This is a genomic window from Streptomyces sp. SLBN-118 (assembly GCF_006715635.1).
In the GTDB taxonomy this organism is placed as follows: Bacteria; Actinomycetota; Actinomycetes; order Streptomycetales; family Streptomycetaceae; genus Streptomyces.
The window spans coordinates 1,114,477-1,132,516 of record NZ_VFNP01000002.1; the positions used below are offsets into that span (position 1 = coordinate 1,114,477).

The 18,040-nt window shown below is 70.4% G+C and carries 18 protein-coding genes, 1 pseudogene and 1 riboswitch; of the genes and pseudogenes, 2 read left to right on the top strand and 17 right to left on the bottom strand.

Going from position 1 to position 18,040, the window contains the following annotated elements; all coding sequences use genetic code 11:
* Positions 1-2: 2 nt before the first annotated feature.
* From FBY35_RS23615 to FBY35_RS23665, 11 genes are all read right to left on the bottom strand, one after another.
* A complete protein-coding gene (locus FBY35_RS23615) occupies positions 3-1,085 on the bottom strand; it encodes a hemolysin family protein (protein WP_142215991.1) in 1,083 nt (360 codons plus the stop codon).
* Positions 1,082-2,422: a hemolysin family protein gene (locus FBY35_RS23620; protein ID WP_142215992.1), complete on the bottom strand. Its 1,341-nt coding sequence runs from the start codon at positions 2,420-2,422 to the stop codon at positions 1,082-1,084. The genes FBY35_RS23615 and FBY35_RS23620 overlap by 4 nt, the downstream gene beginning before the upstream one ends.
* Positions 2,423-2,634: 212 nt before the next feature.
* A complete protein-coding gene (locus tag FBY35_RS23625) occupies positions 2,635-3,093 on the bottom strand; it encodes a PH domain-containing protein (RefSeq protein WP_142215993.1) in 459 nt (152 codons plus the stop codon).
* Positions 3,094-3,108: 15 nt separating this feature from the next.
* Positions 3,109-3,957, bottom strand: coding sequence for an ATP phosphoribosyltransferase (gene hisG, locus FBY35_RS23630; RefSeq protein WP_142215994.1), 849 nt, complete (start codon positions 3,955-3,957; stop codon positions 3,109-3,111).
* Between the two features lie 45 nt (positions 3,958-4,002).
* A complete protein-coding gene (locus FBY35_RS23635) occupies positions 4,003-4,275 on the bottom strand; it encodes a phosphoribosyl-ATP diphosphatase (protein ID WP_142215995.1) in 273 nt (90 codons plus the stop codon).
* A 34-nt stretch (positions 4,276-4,309) separates the two neighbouring features.
* Positions 4,310-4,795 (bottom strand): 6,7-dimethyl-8-ribityllumazine synthase, encoded by a 486-nt coding sequence (ribH, locus tag FBY35_RS23640; protein WP_142215996.1) that lies wholly within the window; start codon positions 4,793-4,795, stop codon positions 4,310-4,312.
* Positions 4,796-4,848: 53 nt separating this feature from the next.
* Positions 4,849-6,138 carry a bifunctional 3,4-dihydroxy-2-butanone-4-phosphate synthase/GTP cyclohydrolase II gene (locus tag FBY35_RS23645; protein ID WP_142215997.1) on the bottom strand — a complete coding sequence of 430 codons (1,290 nt, stop codon included), beginning with the start codon at positions 6,136-6,138 and terminating at the stop codon, positions 4,849-4,851.
* Entirely contained in the window at positions 6,135-6,788 is a 654-nt protein-coding gene (locus tag FBY35_RS23650; RefSeq protein WP_186357047.1) for a nicotinamide mononucleotide transporter family protein, read from the bottom strand. The genes FBY35_RS23645 and FBY35_RS23650 overlap by 4 nt, the downstream gene beginning before the upstream one ends.
* Positions 6,785-7,411, bottom strand: a complete 627-nt coding sequence (locus FBY35_RS23655; RefSeq protein WP_142215998.1) for a riboflavin synthase — start codon at positions 7,409-7,411, stop codon at positions 6,785-6,787. The genes FBY35_RS23650 and FBY35_RS23655 overlap by 4 nt, the downstream gene beginning before the upstream one ends.
* 2 nt (positions 7,412-7,413) lie before the next feature.
* Positions 7,414-8,508, bottom strand: coding sequence for a bifunctional diaminohydroxyphosphoribosylaminopyrimidine deaminase/5-amino-6-(5-phosphoribosylamino)uracil reductase RibD (ribD, locus tag FBY35_RS23660; protein ID WP_142215999.1), 1,095 nt, complete (start codon positions 8,506-8,508; stop codon positions 7,414-7,416).
* A 155-nt stretch (positions 8,509-8,663) separates the two neighbouring features.
* Positions 8,664-8,794, bottom strand: a riboswitch (FMN riboswitch).
* Positions 8,795-9,074: 280 nt separating this feature from the next.
* Positions 9,075-10,244 carry an ROK family transcriptional regulator gene (locus tag FBY35_RS23665; RefSeq protein ID WP_142216000.1) on the bottom strand — a complete coding sequence of 390 codons (1,170 nt, stop codon included), beginning with the start codon at positions 10,242-10,244 and terminating at the stop codon, positions 9,075-9,077.
* A 90-nt stretch (positions 10,245-10,334) separates the two neighbouring features.
* On the opposite strand from FBY35_RS23665, the gene FBY35_RS23670 reads away from it, so the two are divergent.
* Complete coding sequence (locus FBY35_RS23670) at positions 10,335-11,546, top strand: MFS transporter (RefSeq protein ID WP_142216001.1); 1,212 nt, start codon at positions 10,335-10,337, stop codon at positions 11,544-11,546.
* Between the two features lie 62 nt (positions 11,547-11,608).
* Here FBY35_RS23670 and FBY35_RS23675 read toward each other — a convergent pair.
* Positions 11,609-11,872: pseudogene (locus FBY35_RS23675) on the bottom strand (alginate lyase); the annotation flags it as partial.
* Between the two features lie 65 nt (positions 11,873-11,937).
* Between FBY35_RS23675 and FBY35_RS23680 the strand changes: the two are divergent.
* Positions 11,938-12,642, top strand: coding sequence for a DUF5995 family protein (locus FBY35_RS23680; RefSeq protein ID WP_142216002.1), 705 nt, complete (start codon positions 11,938-11,940; stop codon positions 12,640-12,642).
* A 109-nt stretch (positions 12,643-12,751) separates the two neighbouring features.
* Here the strand turns inward: FBY35_RS23680 and FBY35_RS23685 are convergent, their stop codons facing one another.
* From FBY35_RS23685 to FBY35_RS23705, 5 genes are all read right to left on the bottom strand, one after another.
* Entirely contained in the window at positions 12,752-14,449 is a 1,698-nt protein-coding gene (locus FBY35_RS23685; RefSeq protein ID WP_142216003.1) for an NAD(P)/FAD-dependent oxidoreductase, read from the bottom strand.
* A 50-nt stretch (positions 14,450-14,499) separates the two neighbouring features.
* Entirely contained in the window at positions 14,500-15,297 is a 798-nt protein-coding gene (locus tag FBY35_RS23690) for a carbon-nitrogen hydrolase family protein (RefSeq protein ID WP_142216004.1), read from the bottom strand.
* A 196-nt stretch (positions 15,298-15,493) separates the two neighbouring features.
* Complete coding sequence (locus FBY35_RS23695; RefSeq protein ID WP_142216005.1) at positions 15,494-15,949, bottom strand: Lrp/AsnC family transcriptional regulator; 456 nt, start codon at positions 15,947-15,949, stop codon at positions 15,494-15,496.
* Between the two features lie 10 nt (positions 15,950-15,959).
* Entirely contained in the window at positions 15,960-17,426 is a 1,467-nt protein-coding gene (locus FBY35_RS23700; RefSeq protein ID WP_142216006.1) for an amino acid permease, read from the bottom strand.
* A gap of 244 nt (positions 17,427-17,670) precedes the next feature.
* Positions 17,671-18,039 carry a DUF742 domain-containing protein gene (locus tag FBY35_RS23705; protein ID WP_142216007.1) on the bottom strand — a complete coding sequence of 123 codons (369 nt, stop codon included), beginning with the start codon at positions 18,037-18,039 and terminating at the stop codon, positions 17,671-17,673.
* Between the last annotated feature and the right edge of the window lies 1 nt (position 18,040).

An 18,040-nucleotide genomic window follows, 5' to 3' on the forward strand; every position in this document is an offset into this window, starting at 1 on the left:
ACTCAGCCGACCAGGGCGCTGTCCAGGGACGGCCGTGGCGTCCTGGGCACCGCGACCCGGTGGGACGGGTCGCGGACCTCGCCGACCAGCATCTCCAGGACGTCCTCAAGCGCGACCAGGCCCAGCACCCGCCCGGACGCGTCGGCGACCTGGGCGAGGTGCGTGGCCGCGCGGCGCATCACGGTGAGGGCGTCGTCCAGGGGGAGTTCGGCCCGCAGGGTCGCCATGGGGCGCCAGATGTGCTGGGGCACGGCCCGTTCGCCGTCCTCCAGATCGAGTACGTCCTTGACATGGAGGTAGCCCATGAAGGCTCCCGAGCCCTGGGCGCAGACCGGGAATCGGGAGTAGCCGGTGCGGACCGTCAGCTCTTCGATCTGGCGGGGGGTCACCGACGGCGGGACCGTCACCAGGCTGGACCGGGCGATGAGCACATCGGTCACCGGGCGGCTGCCCAGCTCCAGCGCGTCCTCAAGACGTTCCTGCTCGGCGGGTTCGAGCAGCCCCGCCTGGCCCGAGTCCTCGACCAGACGGTTGAGCTGCTCGCTGGTGAAGACCGCCTCCACCTCGTCCTTGGGCTCGACCCGGAAGGCCCGCAGCACCAGCCGGGCACAGGCGCCCAGGCCGACGGTGACCGGGCGGCACAGCCGGGCGAAGCCGACCAGGCCCGGGCCCAGCCAGATCGCGGTCTTCTCGGGCGCGGCCATCGCGAGGTTCTTCGGGACCATCTCGCCGATGACGAGATGCAGGAAGACGACCACGGCCAGGGCGATCACATAGCCCAGCGGATGGATCAGCCCCTCGGGCACATGGGCCGCATGGAAGACCGGTTCCAGCAGATGGGCCACGGTCGGCTCGGCCACCGCGCCGAGCGTCAGTGAGCAGACGGTGATGCCGAACTGCGCGGCCGCCATCATCTGGGGCAGGTTCTCCAGTCCGTGCAGCACTTGCCGGGCGCGCGACGAGCCCTCGGCCGCACGCGGCTCGATCTGGCTGCGGCGTACGGAGACGAGAGCGAACTCGGCTCCGACGAAGAACCCGTTCGCCAGCACCAGGAGCAGTGCGAACAGCAGTTGCAGGAGACTCATCGCGTGGCCTCCGTCAGGGCCGGAACGTCGGCGATGCGCACCAGGCGTACCCGCTCGGCGCGATAGCGGTCCACCTGGCGCACGGAAAGCCGCCAGCCGGGCAGTTCGGCCCGGTCGCCGGGGGCCGGGATCCGTCCCAGCAGATCGGCGACCAGGCCGGCCACGGTCTCGTAGGGACCGTCCGGCACATCGAGGCCTATCCGGCGCAGAGTGAGGACTCGGCAGCTGCCGTCGGCCTCCCAGGCCGGATGGCCGTCCTCGGCCGCGACCGGAGCGAGTTCGGGCCGGGCGTCGGCCTCGCCGTCGTGCTCGTCGCGGACCTCGCCGACAAGCTCCTCGACGATGTCCTCGAGGGTGACCACTCCGGCGGTGCCGCCGTACTCGTCGACGACGACGGCTATGGGCTGCTCGCTGCGCAGCCGCTCCAGGAGCTGCTGCACGGGCAGCGTCCCGGGCACCAGCAGCGGAGCGACGGCCACCCGGTCCACCCGGGTGCGCAGCCGCTCGTCGACGGGCACCGCGAGGGCGTCCTTGAGATGCACCATGCCGACGATCTCGTCGATGCGCTCCCGGTAGACGGGAAAGCGCGAAAGGCCGGTCGCCCGGGTGAGGTTGAGGACGTCCGCCGCGGTGGCGTCGGACTGCAGGGCGCTCATCTTCACCCGCGGGGTCATCACATGCTGCGCCGTGAGATGCCCGAGGGACAAGGTCCGTACGAACAGGTCGGCCGTGTCCTGCTCCAGCGCGCCGGCCCGCGCCGAGTGACGCGCGAGCGAGACCAGCTCGCCGGGGGTGCGGGCTGACGCCAGCTCCTCGGCCGGTTCGACGCCGAGCAGGCGTACGAGACGGTTGGCGACGGTGTTGAGCAGGGTGATCACGGGGCGGAAGGCGGTCGAGAAGAGATGCTGCGGTCCGGCGACGAAGCGTGCGACCTGCAACGGCCGGGAAACCGCCCAGTTCTTGGGGACGAGTTCTCCGATCACCATCTGGACGGCGGAGGCGAGCAGCATCCCGATCACCACCGCGAAGCCGGAGACGGCCCCTTCGGGTAGCCCGGTCGCGGTCAGCGGCCAGTGGAGCAGCCGGGCGGTCGCGGGTTCGGCGAGCATGCCGACGACGAGCGAGGTGATGGTGATGCCGAGCTGGGTGCCGGACAGCTGGAAGGACAGCTCCCGCAGCGCCGTGACGACGCGGCGGGCACGGCGGTCGCCCTCCGCGGCTGCGCGCTCGGCGTCGGGCCGCTCCACCGTGACAAGACCGAACTCGGCCGCCACGAAGAAGCCGTTGGCGAGAATCAGGAGGAATGCCGCGGCGAGCAGCAACAGGGCGATGATCATGCCGCCGCCTCCAGGGAGGGGGCGGCGCAGGTACTACCGGACGATCCGTCCATTGCTGGAGGGAGTCACTCCTCGGGTCGCAGGTGTCCCACGGGCCGGGGCCGGCCGGGTGGTGCGGGACGGGGCGCGCTCGGCGCCACCGGCACCAGAGTAATCAAGCGAGGCGCGGACGCGGCAGGGCACCGCCGCGTCACCTCGCCGTGGCCTTCGTCTCAGTCGGTGTCCGGCCGGGTGCCGCGGCTCTCCGCGAGGGCCCGCAGGGCGCGGGCGTCACGGACGGCGTGTGCCCTGGCGATGCCGGGCTGGATGCCGAGCACCGGCAGGCTGGTGCCGTCGCTGAGGTCGAGGAAGACCCACGGGTCACCGGGCCGCAGATTCACCCGCAGGATCTCGGCCCACTCGAGACGGCGCGTACGGGTGAGGTTGACGACGGTGACGCCGTTCTCGTCGGCGACGACCTTGGGCCTGCTCAGCAGGGCCAGTACGCCGAAGAAGAGCAGCGCGGTGAAGATGAAGCTGCTGCGCTCCCCCGCGCTGAGCTTCTCGAGCATCAGGGCGACCGCGGTGATCACGGCGAACATGGCCGCGCCCACGGCCAGCAGGACGACCCGGGTGCGGGTCGGCCTGAACGTGACCGGAAGCGCCGGGACTTGGGGGGCGTCGGCAGACATGGTCTCGGGCATTCCTCAGAGCCTGCAGGCGTGGATGGCCGTGGTGAGGATCGCCCGCGCGCCGAGCTCGTACAGGTCGTCCATGATCCGCTGCGCCTCCTTTGCGGGGACCATGGCGCGGACAGCGACCCAGCCTTCGTTGTGGAGCGGTGAGACGGTCGGGGACTCGAGGCCCGGGGTAAGGGCGACGGCCTGCTCCAGGTGCTCGGCGCGGCAGTCGTAGTCCATCATCACGTAAGAGCGGGCGACCAGGACGCCCTGGAGGCGGCGCAGGAACTGCTGGACCTTGGGGTCGTCCGTGTCCGCGCCGGTGCGGCGGATCACGACCGCCTCGGACTTCATGATGGGCTCGCCGATGACCTCCAGACCCGCGTTGCGCAGGCTGGTGCCGGTCTCCACGACATCGGCGATGACCTGCGCGACACCGAGCTGGATCGCCGTCTCGACGGCCCCGTCGAGGTGGACCACGGAGGCGTCTATGCCCTCGTCGGCCAGGTGCTTGGCGACGATGCCCTCATAAGAGGTGGCGATGGTCATTCCGCCGAAGTCTCCGACGTCCTTTGCCGTGCCGGGCTTGGTGGCGTAGCGGAAGGTGGAGCGGGCGAAGCCGAGCTGGAGGATCTCCTCGGCGTTGGCCCCGGAGTCCAGCAGCAGATCGCGGCCGGTGATGCCGATGTCGAGCTTGCCGGAGCTCACATAGATCGCGATGTCGCGCGGGCGCAGGTAGAAGAACTCGACGTCGTTCTCCGGGTCGACGAGAACGAGCTCCTTGGACTCCTTGCGCTGCTGGTAGCCGGCCTCATGGAGTATCGCCGACGCAGGCCCGGACAGTGAACCCTTGTTGGGGACGGCGATGCGCAGCATGAGACGGGCTTCCTTTGTTCGTGCCTGTGTGACGGGGGGCGGTACTCAGAGGTGGGCGTAGACGTCGTCGAGAGAGATCCCGCGGGCGACCATCATCACCTGGACGTGGTAGAGCAGCTGGGAGATCTCCTCGGCGGCGGCTTCCTTGCCCTCGTACTCGGCGGCCATCCACACCTCGGCGGCCTCCTCGACGACCTTCTTGCCGATGGCATGCACACCCTTGTCCACCAGCTCGGCGGTGCGGGAGGTGGCAGGGTCGCCGTTCTTCGCCTTGAGCTGCAGCTCGGCGAAGAGCTCTTCGAAGGTTTTGTTCGCCATGATGGTCACCACCCTACGCGGAAGGGCCTTCCCCTCAGCGCCAGGGTTCAGATACTGAACGCAGGATGGTCGCGGTCGAGAGTGCGGCGGTGACCGCCTCGTGGCCCTTGTCCTCGTTCGATCCCTCGAGACCGGCCCGGTCCAGAGCCTGCTCCTCGGTGTCGCAGGTCAGCACGCCGAAGCCGACGGGGACGCCGGTGTCGATGGAGACCTGGGTGAGGCCCTGGGTGACGCCCTGGCACACGTACTCGAAGTGCGGGGTACCGCCGCGGATGACGACGCCGAGCGCGACGATCGCGTCATAGCCGCGGCCGGCCAGCACCTTGGCGACCACCGGCAGCTCGAAGCTGCCGGGGACACGCAGCAGCGTCGGCTCGTCGATGCCCACCTCGTGCAGGGCGCGCAGGGCGCCGTCGACGAGACCGTCCATGACCTTCTCGTGCCACTGGGCCGCGATCACCGCCACCCGGAGGTCGCCGCAGTTGCGTACGGACAGTTCGGGTGCACCCTTGCCGCTCATTTTTCTCCCTTGACGCTTTCTGTCTTACTCGTCGCGCTTGCTGGTCGATCTGCTTACTGGTTGCCGCAGGCGGACGCCGTGATGGCGTCGAGCCAGGGCAGGTCGTGTCCCATCCGGTCCCGCTTGGTGCGCAAATACCGGAGGTTGTGCTCACCCGCCTGGACGGGCATCACCTCGCGGCCGTGGACCGTGAGGCCGTGCCGGACGAGTGCGGTGATCTTGTCGGGGTTGTTGGTCATCAGCCGGAGGCTGCGTACGCCGAGGTCATCGAGGATCTGGGCGCCTGCCGCGTAGTCGCGTGCATCGGCGGGCAGGCCGAGTTCGAGATTGGCGTCGAGGGTGTCGCGGCCGCGTTCCTGGAGTTCGTACGCGCGCAGCTTGGACAGCAGGCCGATGCCGCGGCCCTCGTGACCGCGCAGATAGACGACGACACCGCGGCCCGTCGCGGTGATGTGCTCCATGGAGGCCTGGAGCTGGGGGCCGCAGTCGCAGCGCAGCGAGTGGAAGATGTCGCCGGTCAGGCACTCGGAGTGGACGCGGACGAGGACGTCCTCGCCGTCGCCGATGTCGCCGTGGACGAGTGCGACATGCTCGATGCCGTCGACGGTGGAGCGGTAGCCGTAGGCGGTGAACTGCCCGAAGGACGTGGGCAGATTGACCTCGGCCTCCCGCTTGACCGTCGGCTCCGAGGAGCGGCGGTAGGCGATTAGGTCCTCGATGGAGATGATCGTCAGGCCGTGCTTGCGGGCGAACGGAATCAGCTCCGGCAGCCGCAGCATCACCCCGTCCTCGCCCGCGATCTCCACGATCGCGCCGGCCGGGCGCAGGCCCGCGAGCCGGGCGAGGTCGACCGCGGCCTCGGTGTGGCCGTTGCGCACCAGGACCCCGCCGGGCTTGGCACGCAGCGGGAAGACATGCCCGGGGCGTACGAAGTCGGAGGCCTCGGCCTTGCCGCCGGCCAGCAGTTGGAGGGTGGTGGCGCGATCCGCCGCGGAGATACCGGTGGTCACGCCGAAGGCCGGGCCCGCGTCGACGGAGACCGTGAAGGCCGTGCTCATCGACTCGGTGTTGTGCTCGACCATCTGCGGCAGGTCGAGCCGCTCCAGCTCCTCGCCCTCCATGGGGGCGCAGATCAGGCCGCGGCACTCACTCATCATGAAGGCGACGATCTCGGGTGTGGCCTTCTCGGCGGCGATGACGAGGTCGCCCTCGTTCTCGCGGTCCTCGTCGTCGACCACCACGACGGGCCGCCCCGCCGCGATGTCTCGGATGGCCTGCTCGACCGGGTCGAGGGCGAAGTCCTCGACGTTGTCGGTGGAGTACCAGGTGGGCTGAGCAGTCATGCTGCCGCTCCTTCCAGGGAGGGCTTGGCGCTCGTACGGGAGCGCAGCCACCAGTCGCGCATGCCCCACAGGACGAGCGCGCCGTAAATGACGTAGACGAATCCGGAGAAGGCGAAGCCGTTGGCGAAATTGAGCGGCACGCCGACCAGGTCGACGAGCAGCCAGGCGAACCAGAACTCGACCATGCCGCGGGCCTGTGCGTACATGGCGACGAGGGTGCCGACGAAGATGTACGCGTCGGGCCAAGGGTCCCAGGACAGCGACGGGTACAGGGTGAACACGCCGCCGACGGCGAGCGTGCCGGCGGTCGCGCCGGCGGCGAGGACTCCTCGCTCGCGCCAGGTCGCGAAGCGGACGGCGATCGAGCCGTCCTTGTCCTGCTGCCGGCCGCGGGTCCACTGCCACCAGCCCCAGGCCGCGACCACCATGACCACGACCTGCTTGCTTGCACTGCCGGTCAAGTGCGCGGAAGCGAACGCGACGAGAAGGATGAGCCCGGAGGCGAACTGCACGGGCCAGGTCCAGATCGAGCGCCGCCAGCCGAGCGCGAGGGCGATCAGGCCGACCGCGTTGCCGGTCATGTCGGCCCACTTGATGGGCTGGCCGAAGGCCGTGAAGGCCTCGCTGTTCAGCCAGTCGACGGCACTCACGTGGCGCTCACCCCGGCTTCCGCGGCGTCCGCCGACCGCGCGCCGAGCAGCCGCTCGACGTACTTGGCGATGACGTCGACCTCGAGGTTGACCGGGTCTCCGGGCTGCTTGAGGCCGAGCGTGGTCAGCGCGAGGGTGGTGGGGATGAGGCTGATGGTGAAGTAGTCGCGTCCGGCGTCGACGACCGTGAGGCTCACCCCGTCGACGGTGATGGAGCCCTTTTCGACGACATAGCGTGCGAGGTCGCCGGGGAGGGAGATCTTCACGATCTCCCAGTTCTCCGAGGGCTTCCGCTCGACGATGGTGCCCGTGCCGTCGACATGGCCCTGGACGATGTGCCCGCCGAGCCTGTCACCGACGGCCATGGGCCGCTCCAGGTTGACCCTGGAGCCTTCCTGGAGCGCGCCGAGGCTGGAGCGGCTCAGCGTCTCGGCCATCACATCGGCGGTGAACTCACCGTCGCCGAACTCGACGACGGTGAGGCAGACGCCGTTGACGGCGATGGAGTCGCCGTGCCGGGCGCCTTCGGTGACGACGGGGCCGCGCAGTCGGAAGCGGGAGGAGTCACCGAGGTTCTCTACGGCGGTGACCTCACCCAGTTCTTCAACGATTCCGGTGAACACGCTCAGCGCTCCTTCGGGGCGGTGTGGGGTACGGCGGTGATACGCAGATCGGGCCCGATGCGTACGGTCTCGGTCAGCTCGAGCCGCAACGCTTCGGTGATCGTGGAGATTCCTGCGTCGGCGAGGGCGGCGGGGCCCGCGCCGAGGAGGACGGGGGCGAGATAGCCGACGACCTTGTCGACAGCTCCCGCGGCGACGAAGGCTCCGGCGAGCGTCGGGCCGCCTTCGAGCAGTACGGAGCGGATGCCGCGCCGGTGGAGGGCTTCCAGCAGGGCCGCCACGGACAGGCCCCGCCCGGCGCGAGGCAGCGTCATGACCTGTACGGCGTCGGGCAGTTGGGGCTCGGCGTCCTCGGCCACCGCGATCAGCGTGGGCGCGGCGTCGTCGAGGACTCGGGCGCCCGGCCCGACAGCGGTGGCCTCGGTGTCGAGAACCACCCGCAGGGGCTGGACGGCGCCTTCGATGCCACGCACCGCGAGATGGGGGTCGTCGGCGCGGGCCGTCCCCGACCCGACGATCACGGCGTCGGCCTCGGCGCGCAGCCGGTGGACGTCGGCGCGCGACTCGGGCGAGGTGATCCAGCGGCTGCTGCGGTCCCCGGCCGCGATGCGGCCGTCGAGGGTGGCCGCGTACTTCCACAGGACGTAGGGGCGGCCGAGGCGCACGGAGGTGAGCCAGGCGATGTTGCCCGCCTCGGCCTCGTCGGCGAGCAGGCCCGACTCGACCCGGACTCCGGCGGCACGCAGGGTGTCGCCGCCGCCGGTGGCCTGCGGGTTGGGGTCTGCGACCGCGTAGACGACCCGGCTGATCCCGGCCTCGATGAGCGCCTGGGCGCAGGGGCCGGTGCGGCCGATGTGGTTGCAGGGTTCGAGGGTGACGTACGCGGTGCCGCCGCGGGCCCGATCGCCCGCGTCACGCAGGGCGTTGACCTCGGCGTGCGGGCCGCCGGCGCGCTGGTGGTGGCCGGCGCCCACAGGCTGTCCGGCGGCGTCGAGTATCACGCACCCGACGACCGGGTTGGGGCTGGTGGAGCCGAGTCCGCGGGCGGCGAGCGTGATGGCTCGGCGCATGGCGTTCACGTCGGCTGCGGTGGCCACCGGGTCCTCCTGCCTCTTCGGGCACGGACTCCGGGGCCTGTCGATGACGACAGAGAGCGGAACAACGCTTCGCGGCAGTCGCCGGGACCGAGCACACAGACCGCCGCTTGAGCGGCGATCAGCCACTACGGCCGGCATACCGGAAAGGTCGCCCGCCGCGCACTGCCTCCCATCCGGACTTTCACCGTCGGTCCAGGAATTTCACCTGGTCAACCGGCCGCTGGATGCGGACGGGTCGCGGACTATAACCGCCGGTTCGGAATTACACCGACCCCGGAGTGCGCTGCTGCTGATACAGGGCCAGTGTGCCATGCCGCGCATGGGCTGTACGAGTGACCGACTGTGGACTGGCTCACAAGGCTCTGTCCGGTCGGCTGGTTCTGACCTATTGACGACACTGGTCTAGTCCTTTTAGTCTCGGCGGCATCTCCGCTGTCCGTGGGGTGTCGACCGTCCGGCGGCGGAGAACCGGCCCTTGCCGCCGCCGGGCCCTCGGCTCGCGGCCTTGGGCTCACGGCCTTTCGGCTCGCGGTATCCGGGAACCTCTGGCCACCCCCTCGTGCGGCTCAGCCGCGAAGGGTGAAAACCTCGTCCTGCGCCGCCTCGCGCGCCGTGATCAGCGCTCCGCTCAGGACCGCCGTGCCGCCCAGCTCTCCGGCACGCACCCGGGTACGCAGCGGGGAGAGGCCGGCCAGCCGCGACTCGACCCGGGCCGCCAGCTCCGCGCCGCCCGCATGCCCGACCTCACCGCCGAGGACCACACAACCCGGGTCGAGTACAGACGCGACCGCGGCCACACCGAGGGACAGCCGTTGGGCGAGGCCGTCGAGGAAGTCGCCCCGCCCGGCCGCAACTGCCGCCTGCACCAGCGCCGCGGCCGGGGGCTCCCCGCGCCGGTCGGCATCGATGCCGTGCTCATCGGCGAGCTCGCAGATCGCGGCGGATCCGGCCAGTGAATGGAAGCCGCCCGCGCAGTCGACCGCGGAGGGGATGCCCGCCGTGCCGGGCACCGGCAGGAAGCCGATCTCACCCGCGCCTCCGGAGGCACCCTTGCGGAGCCTGCCGTCCAGGAAGAGGGCCGCCCCGACACCGTGTCCGAGCCACAGCAGGACAAAGGTGTCGCGGTCGCGGGCCGCGCCGAGGCGCTGTTCCGCGACGGCCGCCAGATTGGTCTCGTTCTCGACGAGCACCCTGGCGGGCAGCCGCTCCTGGAGGGCTGCGACCAGTCGGCGGTGCCAGGCGGGCAGACCGGAGGTGTCGCGCAGCTCCCCGGTGACAGGGTCGATCAGGCCGGGCGCGCCGATGCCGACGCTGTGGAGCCGGGGCGCGCCCGCCTCCCGCGCGGTCCGCTCCAGCAGCGCGACCGCCTGCTGGACCGCCGGCTCGGTGCCGGTGTCACCGCCGATCGGGAGTGAGGCCTCGGCGAGGGTGGCGCCGAGCAGGTCCGCGACGACGACGGCCACGCTCTGGGTCCGCACGTCGAGGGCGGCCAGGTGGGCCCGGTCCGCGACGATGCCGTACACCCTGGCATTGGGGCCACGGCGATCCGCGCCCGCCTCCCCGACGACCCGGATCAGGCCTGAGCCCTGCAGGCGCTCCACCAGGTCGGCGACGGTTGGCCGGGAGAGTCCGGTCCTGGTCTTGAGCTGCCCTGCCGTCAACGGGCCTTCCTGCTGCAGCAGTTGCAGCGCGTGCCGGTCGTTGATGGCACGGGCGGTGCTCGGTGATGCGGGCATGCCGGAATCCTTCCAGATCCCCGCCCTCACTATTTATCAGGCAGGGTCCCTGATAGTTTACGCACCACGACGACGGGGAGGGGCAAGGGCATGGCGAACGAAGTGGTCTTCAGTCAGGGGACGTTGAAGCGGGCACGGTATGCCATCGCCGCCGTCTTCTGCGTGCACGGGGCTGTCACCGGCAGTTTCGCCACCCGGATCCCCTGGATCCAGGACCATGCGTCGGTCGGCGCCGCGCAGCTCGGTCTCGCACTCGCCTTCCCCGCGCTCGGCGCGTCCGTGGCGATGCCGCTGGCCGGAGCGGTCAGCCACCGCTTCGGCGCACGCAACGCCCTGCGGGGGCTGATCGTCCTGTGGACCCTCTCGCTGACCCTGCCGTCCTTCGCCCCGAATCTGCTCGCGCTGTGCGGGGCGCTCTTTGTGTTCGGGGCGGCGGCGGGGATGTCCGACGTGGCCATGAACGCCCTCGGGGTCGAGACCGAGAACCGGCTCGACCGGTCGATCATGTCCGGGCTGCACGGCATGTGGAGCGCGGGGGCGCTGATCGGCTCGGCGGGCGGCACGCTCGCGGCACATCTGGGCAGCGACGCCCGGCTGCACCACGCGCTCGCCGCCGTGACCCTCACCGTGCTCGGGCTCGCCGCCTGTCAGGGCGTACTGGACCTGCGCAGCGCGCCGGACGAGACACCGCCGCCGCGGTTCGCGCTGCCGCCCAGGTCGGCTCTGGTCATCGGCGCGATCGGGTTCTGCGCGGTGTTCGCGGAGGGCGCGAGTCTGGACTGGTCGGCGGTGTATCTGCGGGACGAGCTGGATACGTCGGCAGGTCTCGCCGCCGCGTCCACCACCGCGTTCGCGCTGACCATGGCGGTGGCGCGGCTGGCCGGCGACCGGATCGTGGACCGCTTCGGGCCCGTGCGCACCGTACGGGTGGGCGGTGTGCTGGCAACGGCGGGCGGACTGCTGGTGGTCCTCGCGCCGCATCCGGCCGTGGCGATGACCGGCTTCGCGTTCATCGGTCTGGGGGTCGCCGTCGTCGTACCGCTGGCCTTCGCGGCGGCGGGGCGCAGCGGGCCGAACCCGAGCCAGGCGATCGCGGGCGTCGCCACGATCACGTACACCTCGGGGCTGATCGCACCCTCGGCGATCGGGGCGGTGGCCGACGCGACGAGTCTGGTCGTCTCCTTCGGCCTGGTGACGGCACTTGCGTTCGGTCTGGTCGTGGGCGCGGGGGTGCTGCGGTCGGCGGGGCGGGACAGCATGCAGTCCGGCGTCGCGGAGGCGGTGGCCGAGCGGCTGCCGTGAAGGGCGCCGCGGAAGGGGCAGGGGTCCGCCCCGGACCCCTCACGGCCTGACGGCGTACTCCCTCAGCCCGCGATCGAGTCCAGCTGTTCCACCACGGGCAGCAGCGCCCACAGGTCACCACCCGTTGGCGGCTGAAGCCCCGGTACCGCCGCCCTCGCCCCGGCGTCACCGGCGTCCGCCGCCGCGCGCACCACGTCACTCGCCGCGTACCGGTAGAACTCGAGCTCGGGATGCGGCCAGGCCGAGGCCTCTGTCGCCGCCGGCAGCAGATAGTCGACCGCCTTGAGCAGGCTCTGCCCCTGCGGGCCCCGGTACGCCCACAGGTCCTCCGTTCCGGTCAAGCCCCGGCCCGTCACCGCGCCATTTCGCCGCCGCCTGGGACGCTGCCTGCATGGCGCAGATGGAACACGTCGCGGCCCGGGCCGACCGTCGCCGCTCCCCGGTCGACTCGGTGATGGAACGGATGCAGGCGCTGCGCGACGACTGGCCCGCCACGGACGGGGTCGCCGTCTTCAACCGGGTCTATCTGGCCGTCACCGAGGAGATCGACCGGCAGATCGACGGCGGCGGCTTCCCGGACCGGCGGGCCGCCGCCACGCTCGACGCGCTGTTCGCCCGCCGCTATCTGGCCGCAGTGGACGCGGCTGCGGAGGGTCGCCGTCCGCCTGCCTGCTGGCGGCCGTTGTTCCAGTACCGGCGCCATCCCGGCGTACGGCCGCTGCAGTTCGCCCTCGCCGGCATCAATGCGCACATCGGGCACGATCTGGCACTCGCCCTGGTCGACACCTGCCGGGCGCTCGACTGCGAACCCGCCGATCTTGAGGTCGAGTTCGACCGCGTCGGCGACATCCTCACCCTCCTTGAGGAGCGCATCCGCGAGGATCTGATGCCGGGCCCCGATCTCCTGGAGATCGCCGATCCGCTCACCCACCTGGTCGGGTCCTGGAGCCTCGACCGGGCTCGCGAGGGCGCCTGGTCGGCGGCGCGGCTGTTGTGGGGAGTACGAGAACTCCCCGGCCTGGCCGAGGAGTTCACCGAACGGCTCGACACGGGTGTCGGTCTCGTCGGGCGCTGTCTGCTCACGCCCTGGCGCTGACCGCCAGGGCCGCCGGAGGGCCCGGCCCGGTCGGCACACGGCGGACGGCGTGGAGAGTTGAACACCGTCCGGGGCCGGCCGGATCGCGGTCGGCCCCGGAGGGTCGCTTTCAGTCCTCCGGCAGTTCGACCGGAGCGATCTCGTCGTACAGGTCGCCGGGGCCCGGGTTGCTCGGGTCGGTCGCCCCGCCGAGCTGGTGCATCACGCCCCACACCGCGTTCAGCGCGGTCTGCACGGCGCCCTCGGCCCAGCCCGCCGTCCAGGAGATGTCGTCGCCCGCCAGGAAGATGCCGCGCTTGTCCGCGGGCAGCCGGTCCTGCATGAAGTGCGTGAACAGACGCCGCTGGTAACGGTAGTGGCCCGGCAGGTTCGCCTTGAACGCGCCCATGAAGTACGGCTCGTTCTCCCAGGACACGGTGACCGGGTTGCCGATGATGTGGCTGCGGACGTCGACGTTCGGGTAGATCTCACCGAGCGACTTGAGCATGACCTCCATCCGCTCGTTCGCAGACAGGGGCAGCCACTTGAGGCTGTCGTCGCACCAGGTGTACGAGAGGCAGATGACGGCCGGCTTGTCGGGCCCGTTGTCGAGCAGGTACGTGCCGCGGGTCATCCGGTCGGTGAGCGTCATCGACATGACGTCGCGGCCGGTGACCTCGTCCTTGTCCAGCCAGAACGGCCGGTCGACCGGGACGAACAGCTTGGACGACTCCATGTAGTGGGTGCGCTCCATCGCCGTCCAGTGGTCGATGGGGAACAGCGAGTCGTCGCAGGCGATCTTGGAAAGCAGCATCCAGGACTGCGCGGTGAAGATGGCCGCCTGGTAGGTACGGATGTCGCCCGAGGCATCGGTGACGGTGATCCGGTTGCCCGCGGTGCGGTGCAGCCGGGTCACGGCCGGCTTCGGGTCGCCCTCGTGGAGGGACGACAGCGAGGTACCGGGCGCCCAGTAGGTGATCTTTGCGGGCTCGCGCTCCCAGAGCCGCAGCGGCAGCTGCTGGCTGCCCTCGACGATGCCGCGGTGGTGGTCGTCGGCCTCGGAGTAGACGACGCGCAGGATCTCCAGGATGGAGTTGGGGAAGTCGGTGTCCCAGCCGCCGGTGCCGAAGCCGACCTGGCCGAAGATCTCGCGGTGCCGGAAGGACTTGAAGGCCTCGGAATCGCAGAGGAAGCCGTAGAAGGTCTGGTTGTCGAGCTTCTCGACCAGCTTCGCCCAGATCTCGCGGATGCGCGGCACATCGCGCTCGCGCATGGCGCGGTTCATGTCGGAGAAGTCGGCGCCCTCCTCCAGACAGGCGTTCCAGGCGTCCATCACATCGCGGTAGACCTGGGGCAGGTCGTCGATGGTCTCGGCGTAGTGCGACTCGCCCTTGAGGTCGACGACCGTCGACGGGGTGCTGGGGGCGAGGGGGTTGGGGAAGGGCTGCGTGGTCAGACCGACCAGGTCGATGTAGTGCTGCAGCGCGGTCGAGGAGGGCGGGAAGCGCATCGCGCCCATCTCGGCGGACAGCTCGTCCGTACCGGTGCCCTCGAAGCCGACGGTGCGCAGCCGGCCGCCGATCTTGTCCGCCTCGTAGACGACCGGCTTGAGGCCCATCTTCATCAGCTCGTACGCGGCGACGATGCCGGAGAGCCCGCCTCCGATGACGGCGACCTCGGTGCCGTGCTCGGTCGCGGGTATCTGGCCCAGTCCCGCCGGGTGGGCGAGGAAGTCGTCGTACGCGTACGGAAAGTCCGGACCGAACATGGTGATCGGCGGCTGCTCGTCGGAGTGCTGGACAGCAGTGGTGGGCACCGTGGACGTCATGGGGTACGGACTCCTTGCGGGGAAAGCGTGTGCGGCGAGCGGGGAGAGGTTCAGAGGAGGGACCCGTACAGGTCCGGGCGGCGGTCGCGCAGATAGGGATTGGCCTCGCGGGAGGCGCTCAGCAGGGCCGGATCCACCTCGCCGACGAGCAGTTCTTCGCCGCGTCCGGCCCGGACGCGGGTCGTGCCGTCGGGGCTCGCCAGACAGCTGAGTCCGACGAACTCGAACTCCCCTTCCGCGCCGGTCCTGTTGACGTACGCGATGTACATCTGGCTCTCGAAGGCCCGCACCGGGACGACCGACTCGGCCACGAACTGGAAGGGGTGCATCTGCGCGGTGGGCACGAGCAGCAGATCGGTCCCGGCGAGCGCCTGCGCCCGGACGTTCTCCGGGAACTCCACGTCGTAGCAGATCAGCATGCCGAGCCGGATCCCGCCGAGCTCGGCCTGGACGACCGGCTGGTCGCCGGGGGTGAACCACTGCTGCTCGAAGCAGCCGAAGAGATGGGTCTTGCGGTAGTTCGCGAGGCTCTCGCCGTCGGGGCCGATCAGCTGCGCGGAGTTGAAGATCTTCTCGCCCTCCCGCTCGGGATACCCGTACATCACCGCGATGCCGTGGCGGCGCGCGATCTCGGCGACGGACCGGGCGGCGGGGCCGTCGGCGGGCTCCGCCAGGACAGGCACCTGGTCGCCGATCGCGTACCCCGTCAGAAACATCTCGGGGCCGATCAGCAGTCCGGCACCGGCCGCCGCCGCGCGGGCCGCGGCCTCGTCGAGCACCTTCAGGTTCTCGGCGACCGAGCCCGGTCGGCCGGAGCTCTGGAGCAGGGCGGTGCGCAGCGGGGGCATCGGCAACCTCTGGGCGATGTATGCGGGGTGAAGAAGACGTTAAAAACGGTACGGTCCGGACTCCTGCCGGGACAAGGCGCGACCGTTGCGTGTCGATGGTCGATCCATTGCGCTGTGCGCGCCCGGAGCGGCGATTCGTTGCGTGCCGCGCGATCAGAGCGCAGCCGCAGGTCCGGCCAGGGTCGCGGGATCCACCTTAGGCGGGCGCGCCCGACGAGAAGCGCCGCAGCAGCGGGGAGAGCACCAGCACCGACTTGGTCCGCACCACGAACGGCTCGCCCGCGATCCGCTCCAGCACGCGCTCGAAGTGGCGCATGTCGGAGGCGAAGACCTGGACGATCGCGTCCGCCTCACCGGTGACGGTGGAGGCGGACACGACCTCCGGGTAGCGCTCCATGCCGCGGCGGATGTCCTCGGGCGAGGTGTTGTGGCGACAGTAGATCTCGACGAAGCCCTCGGTCTCCCAGCCGAGAGCCGCCGGGTCCACCCGGACGGTGAACCCGGTGATGGCGCCTTCGGCGCGCAGTCTGTCGACCCGCCGCTTGACGGCGGGCGCGGAGAGGCCGACCTCGGAGCCGATGTCCGCGAAGGAGCGGCGGGCGTCCTCGGCGAGGGCGTGGACGATGCGTTCGTCGAGTTCGTTCAGTCGCACTGCGGGTGGATCACTTCTCTGCCGTGGCCAGTCGGGAGCGGCGCATGCCGTATCCGAAGTAGAACACGAGGCCGACGATCATCCAGCCACCGAAGACCATCCAGGTGGTGCCCGGCATCGTGTACATCAGGTAGGCGCAGAAGAGGAAGCCGAGGATCGGGGTGAGGGGGAAGAGCATCACCCTGAAGGTGCGGTTCATCTCGGGGCGCTTGTAGCGAAGGATCACCACGGCGACGTTGACCAGCGCGAAGGCGAAGAGCGTGCCGATGCTGGTGGCGTTGGCCAGTTCACCCAGCGGGATGAAGGCCGCGAGGGCACCGCAGAAGACCGAGACGATGACCGTGTTGGCGCGGGGGGCACCCGTGCGCGGGTTCACCTTGGCGAACAGTTTGGGAACGAGTCCGTCGCGGGACATCGCGAACAGGATGCGGGTCTGGCCGTAGAGCACGGCGAAGACCACCGACGCGATGGCGACGACCGCGCCCGCGGCGAGCACCACGCCCCAGACGCTCTGGCCGGTGACGTCCTTCATGATCTGGGCGAGGGCCGCCTCGGTGCCCTCGAAGTCCTGCCAGGGCATGGCACCGACAGCGACGAGCGCGACCAGGCAGTACAGCACCGTGACGACCAGCAGCGACAGCATGATCGCGCGCGGCAGGTCCCGCTTGGGGTTCTTGGCCTCCTCACCGGCGGTGGAGGCCGCGTCGAAGCCGATGTACGAGAAGAAGAGGCTGGCCGCGGCGGCGCTGATCCCGGTGACGCCGAGCGGGGCGAGCGGGGTGTAGTTGCCGGCCTTGATGCCCATGAAGCCGATGCCGATGAAGAGCAGCAGCGTCACGATCTTCACGCCGACCATGATCGAGTTGACCCGGGCGCTCTCCTTGGCACCGCCCATCAGGAAGACCATGGCGAGCAGCACGACCACCAGGGCCGGCAGGTTGATGAGGCCGCCCTCGCCCATCGGTGCGGAGACCGCGTCGGGAATGGTGACGCCGATCGTGCCGTCGAGGAGCTCGTTGAGGTATTCGCCCCAGCCGACGGCCACGGCGGCGACCGAGACTCCGTACTCCAGGATCAGACACCAGCCGCAGATCCAGGCGACGATCTCGCCCATGGTGGCGTACGAGTACGAGTACGAGGACCCGGAGACAGGGATGGATCCGGCCAGCTCGGCGTAGGAGAGCGCCGAGAACAGCGCCGTCAGGCCGGCGATGACGAATGAGATCGCGACCGCCGGGCCGGCCAGCGGGGTGGCCTCGCCGAGTACGACGAAGATGCCGGTGCCGAGCGTCGCACCGATGCTGATCATGGTCAGTTGCCACATCGTGAGCGAGCGGCGCAGTGAGCCGCCGTCGCCCTGGCCGCCCTCGGCGACGAGTTGCTCGACGGGCTTACGCCGCATCAGCCGGGCGCCGAAGCCCTGGTCTTGGGCGGTGGACTGCTCGGAAGTGGGTGGGGCTGCGCCGTGGTCAAGCACTGCGGGGCTCCTTCATGGCTACGGGTCGGCGGCGGGTGACCGGCGGCCCGCGGGCATGGCGGAGAAGCCCGCGCATGAGGGGAGGGAACCGCCGAGCAGACGGTCACCGCCACTCCAGGTACGGGGAGTGAGCCTACGAGCCGTACGCTCATGCCCGTAATGCAGCGTTGTTGCGCATCTGCGAACGATCATTGCGCGATGACGGGCGCCGCGGGGAAACATTGCGCACCGGCGAACGAAAGCCTCACAGCTCCCGAAGACGGTCGACGATTTCGCGCAGCAACTCGGGGTCGTCGAGACGCTCGTGGGTGAGAGGGGCCGAGACCCTGACGAGTCCGGCTTCGACCAGATCGGCGAGCAGGACACGTACGACGGTCAGCGGCAGATCCGCGTCGGCGGCGATCTCGGCGACGGGGCGCGGCTCGCGGCGCACCAGTTCGAGCAGCGAGCTGCGAGCATGGTCGAGCGCCGGCTCTGACCCGTCGAGGTCGACGGCCGCGATCTGGGACATCAGGTCGATGCAGTGTTCGGAGGCGGGACGGGTCCGGCCCTGGGTGACGGTGTACGGCCGTACCAGGGGACCGGTCTCGTCCTCGTACCAGTGGTCGCTCACG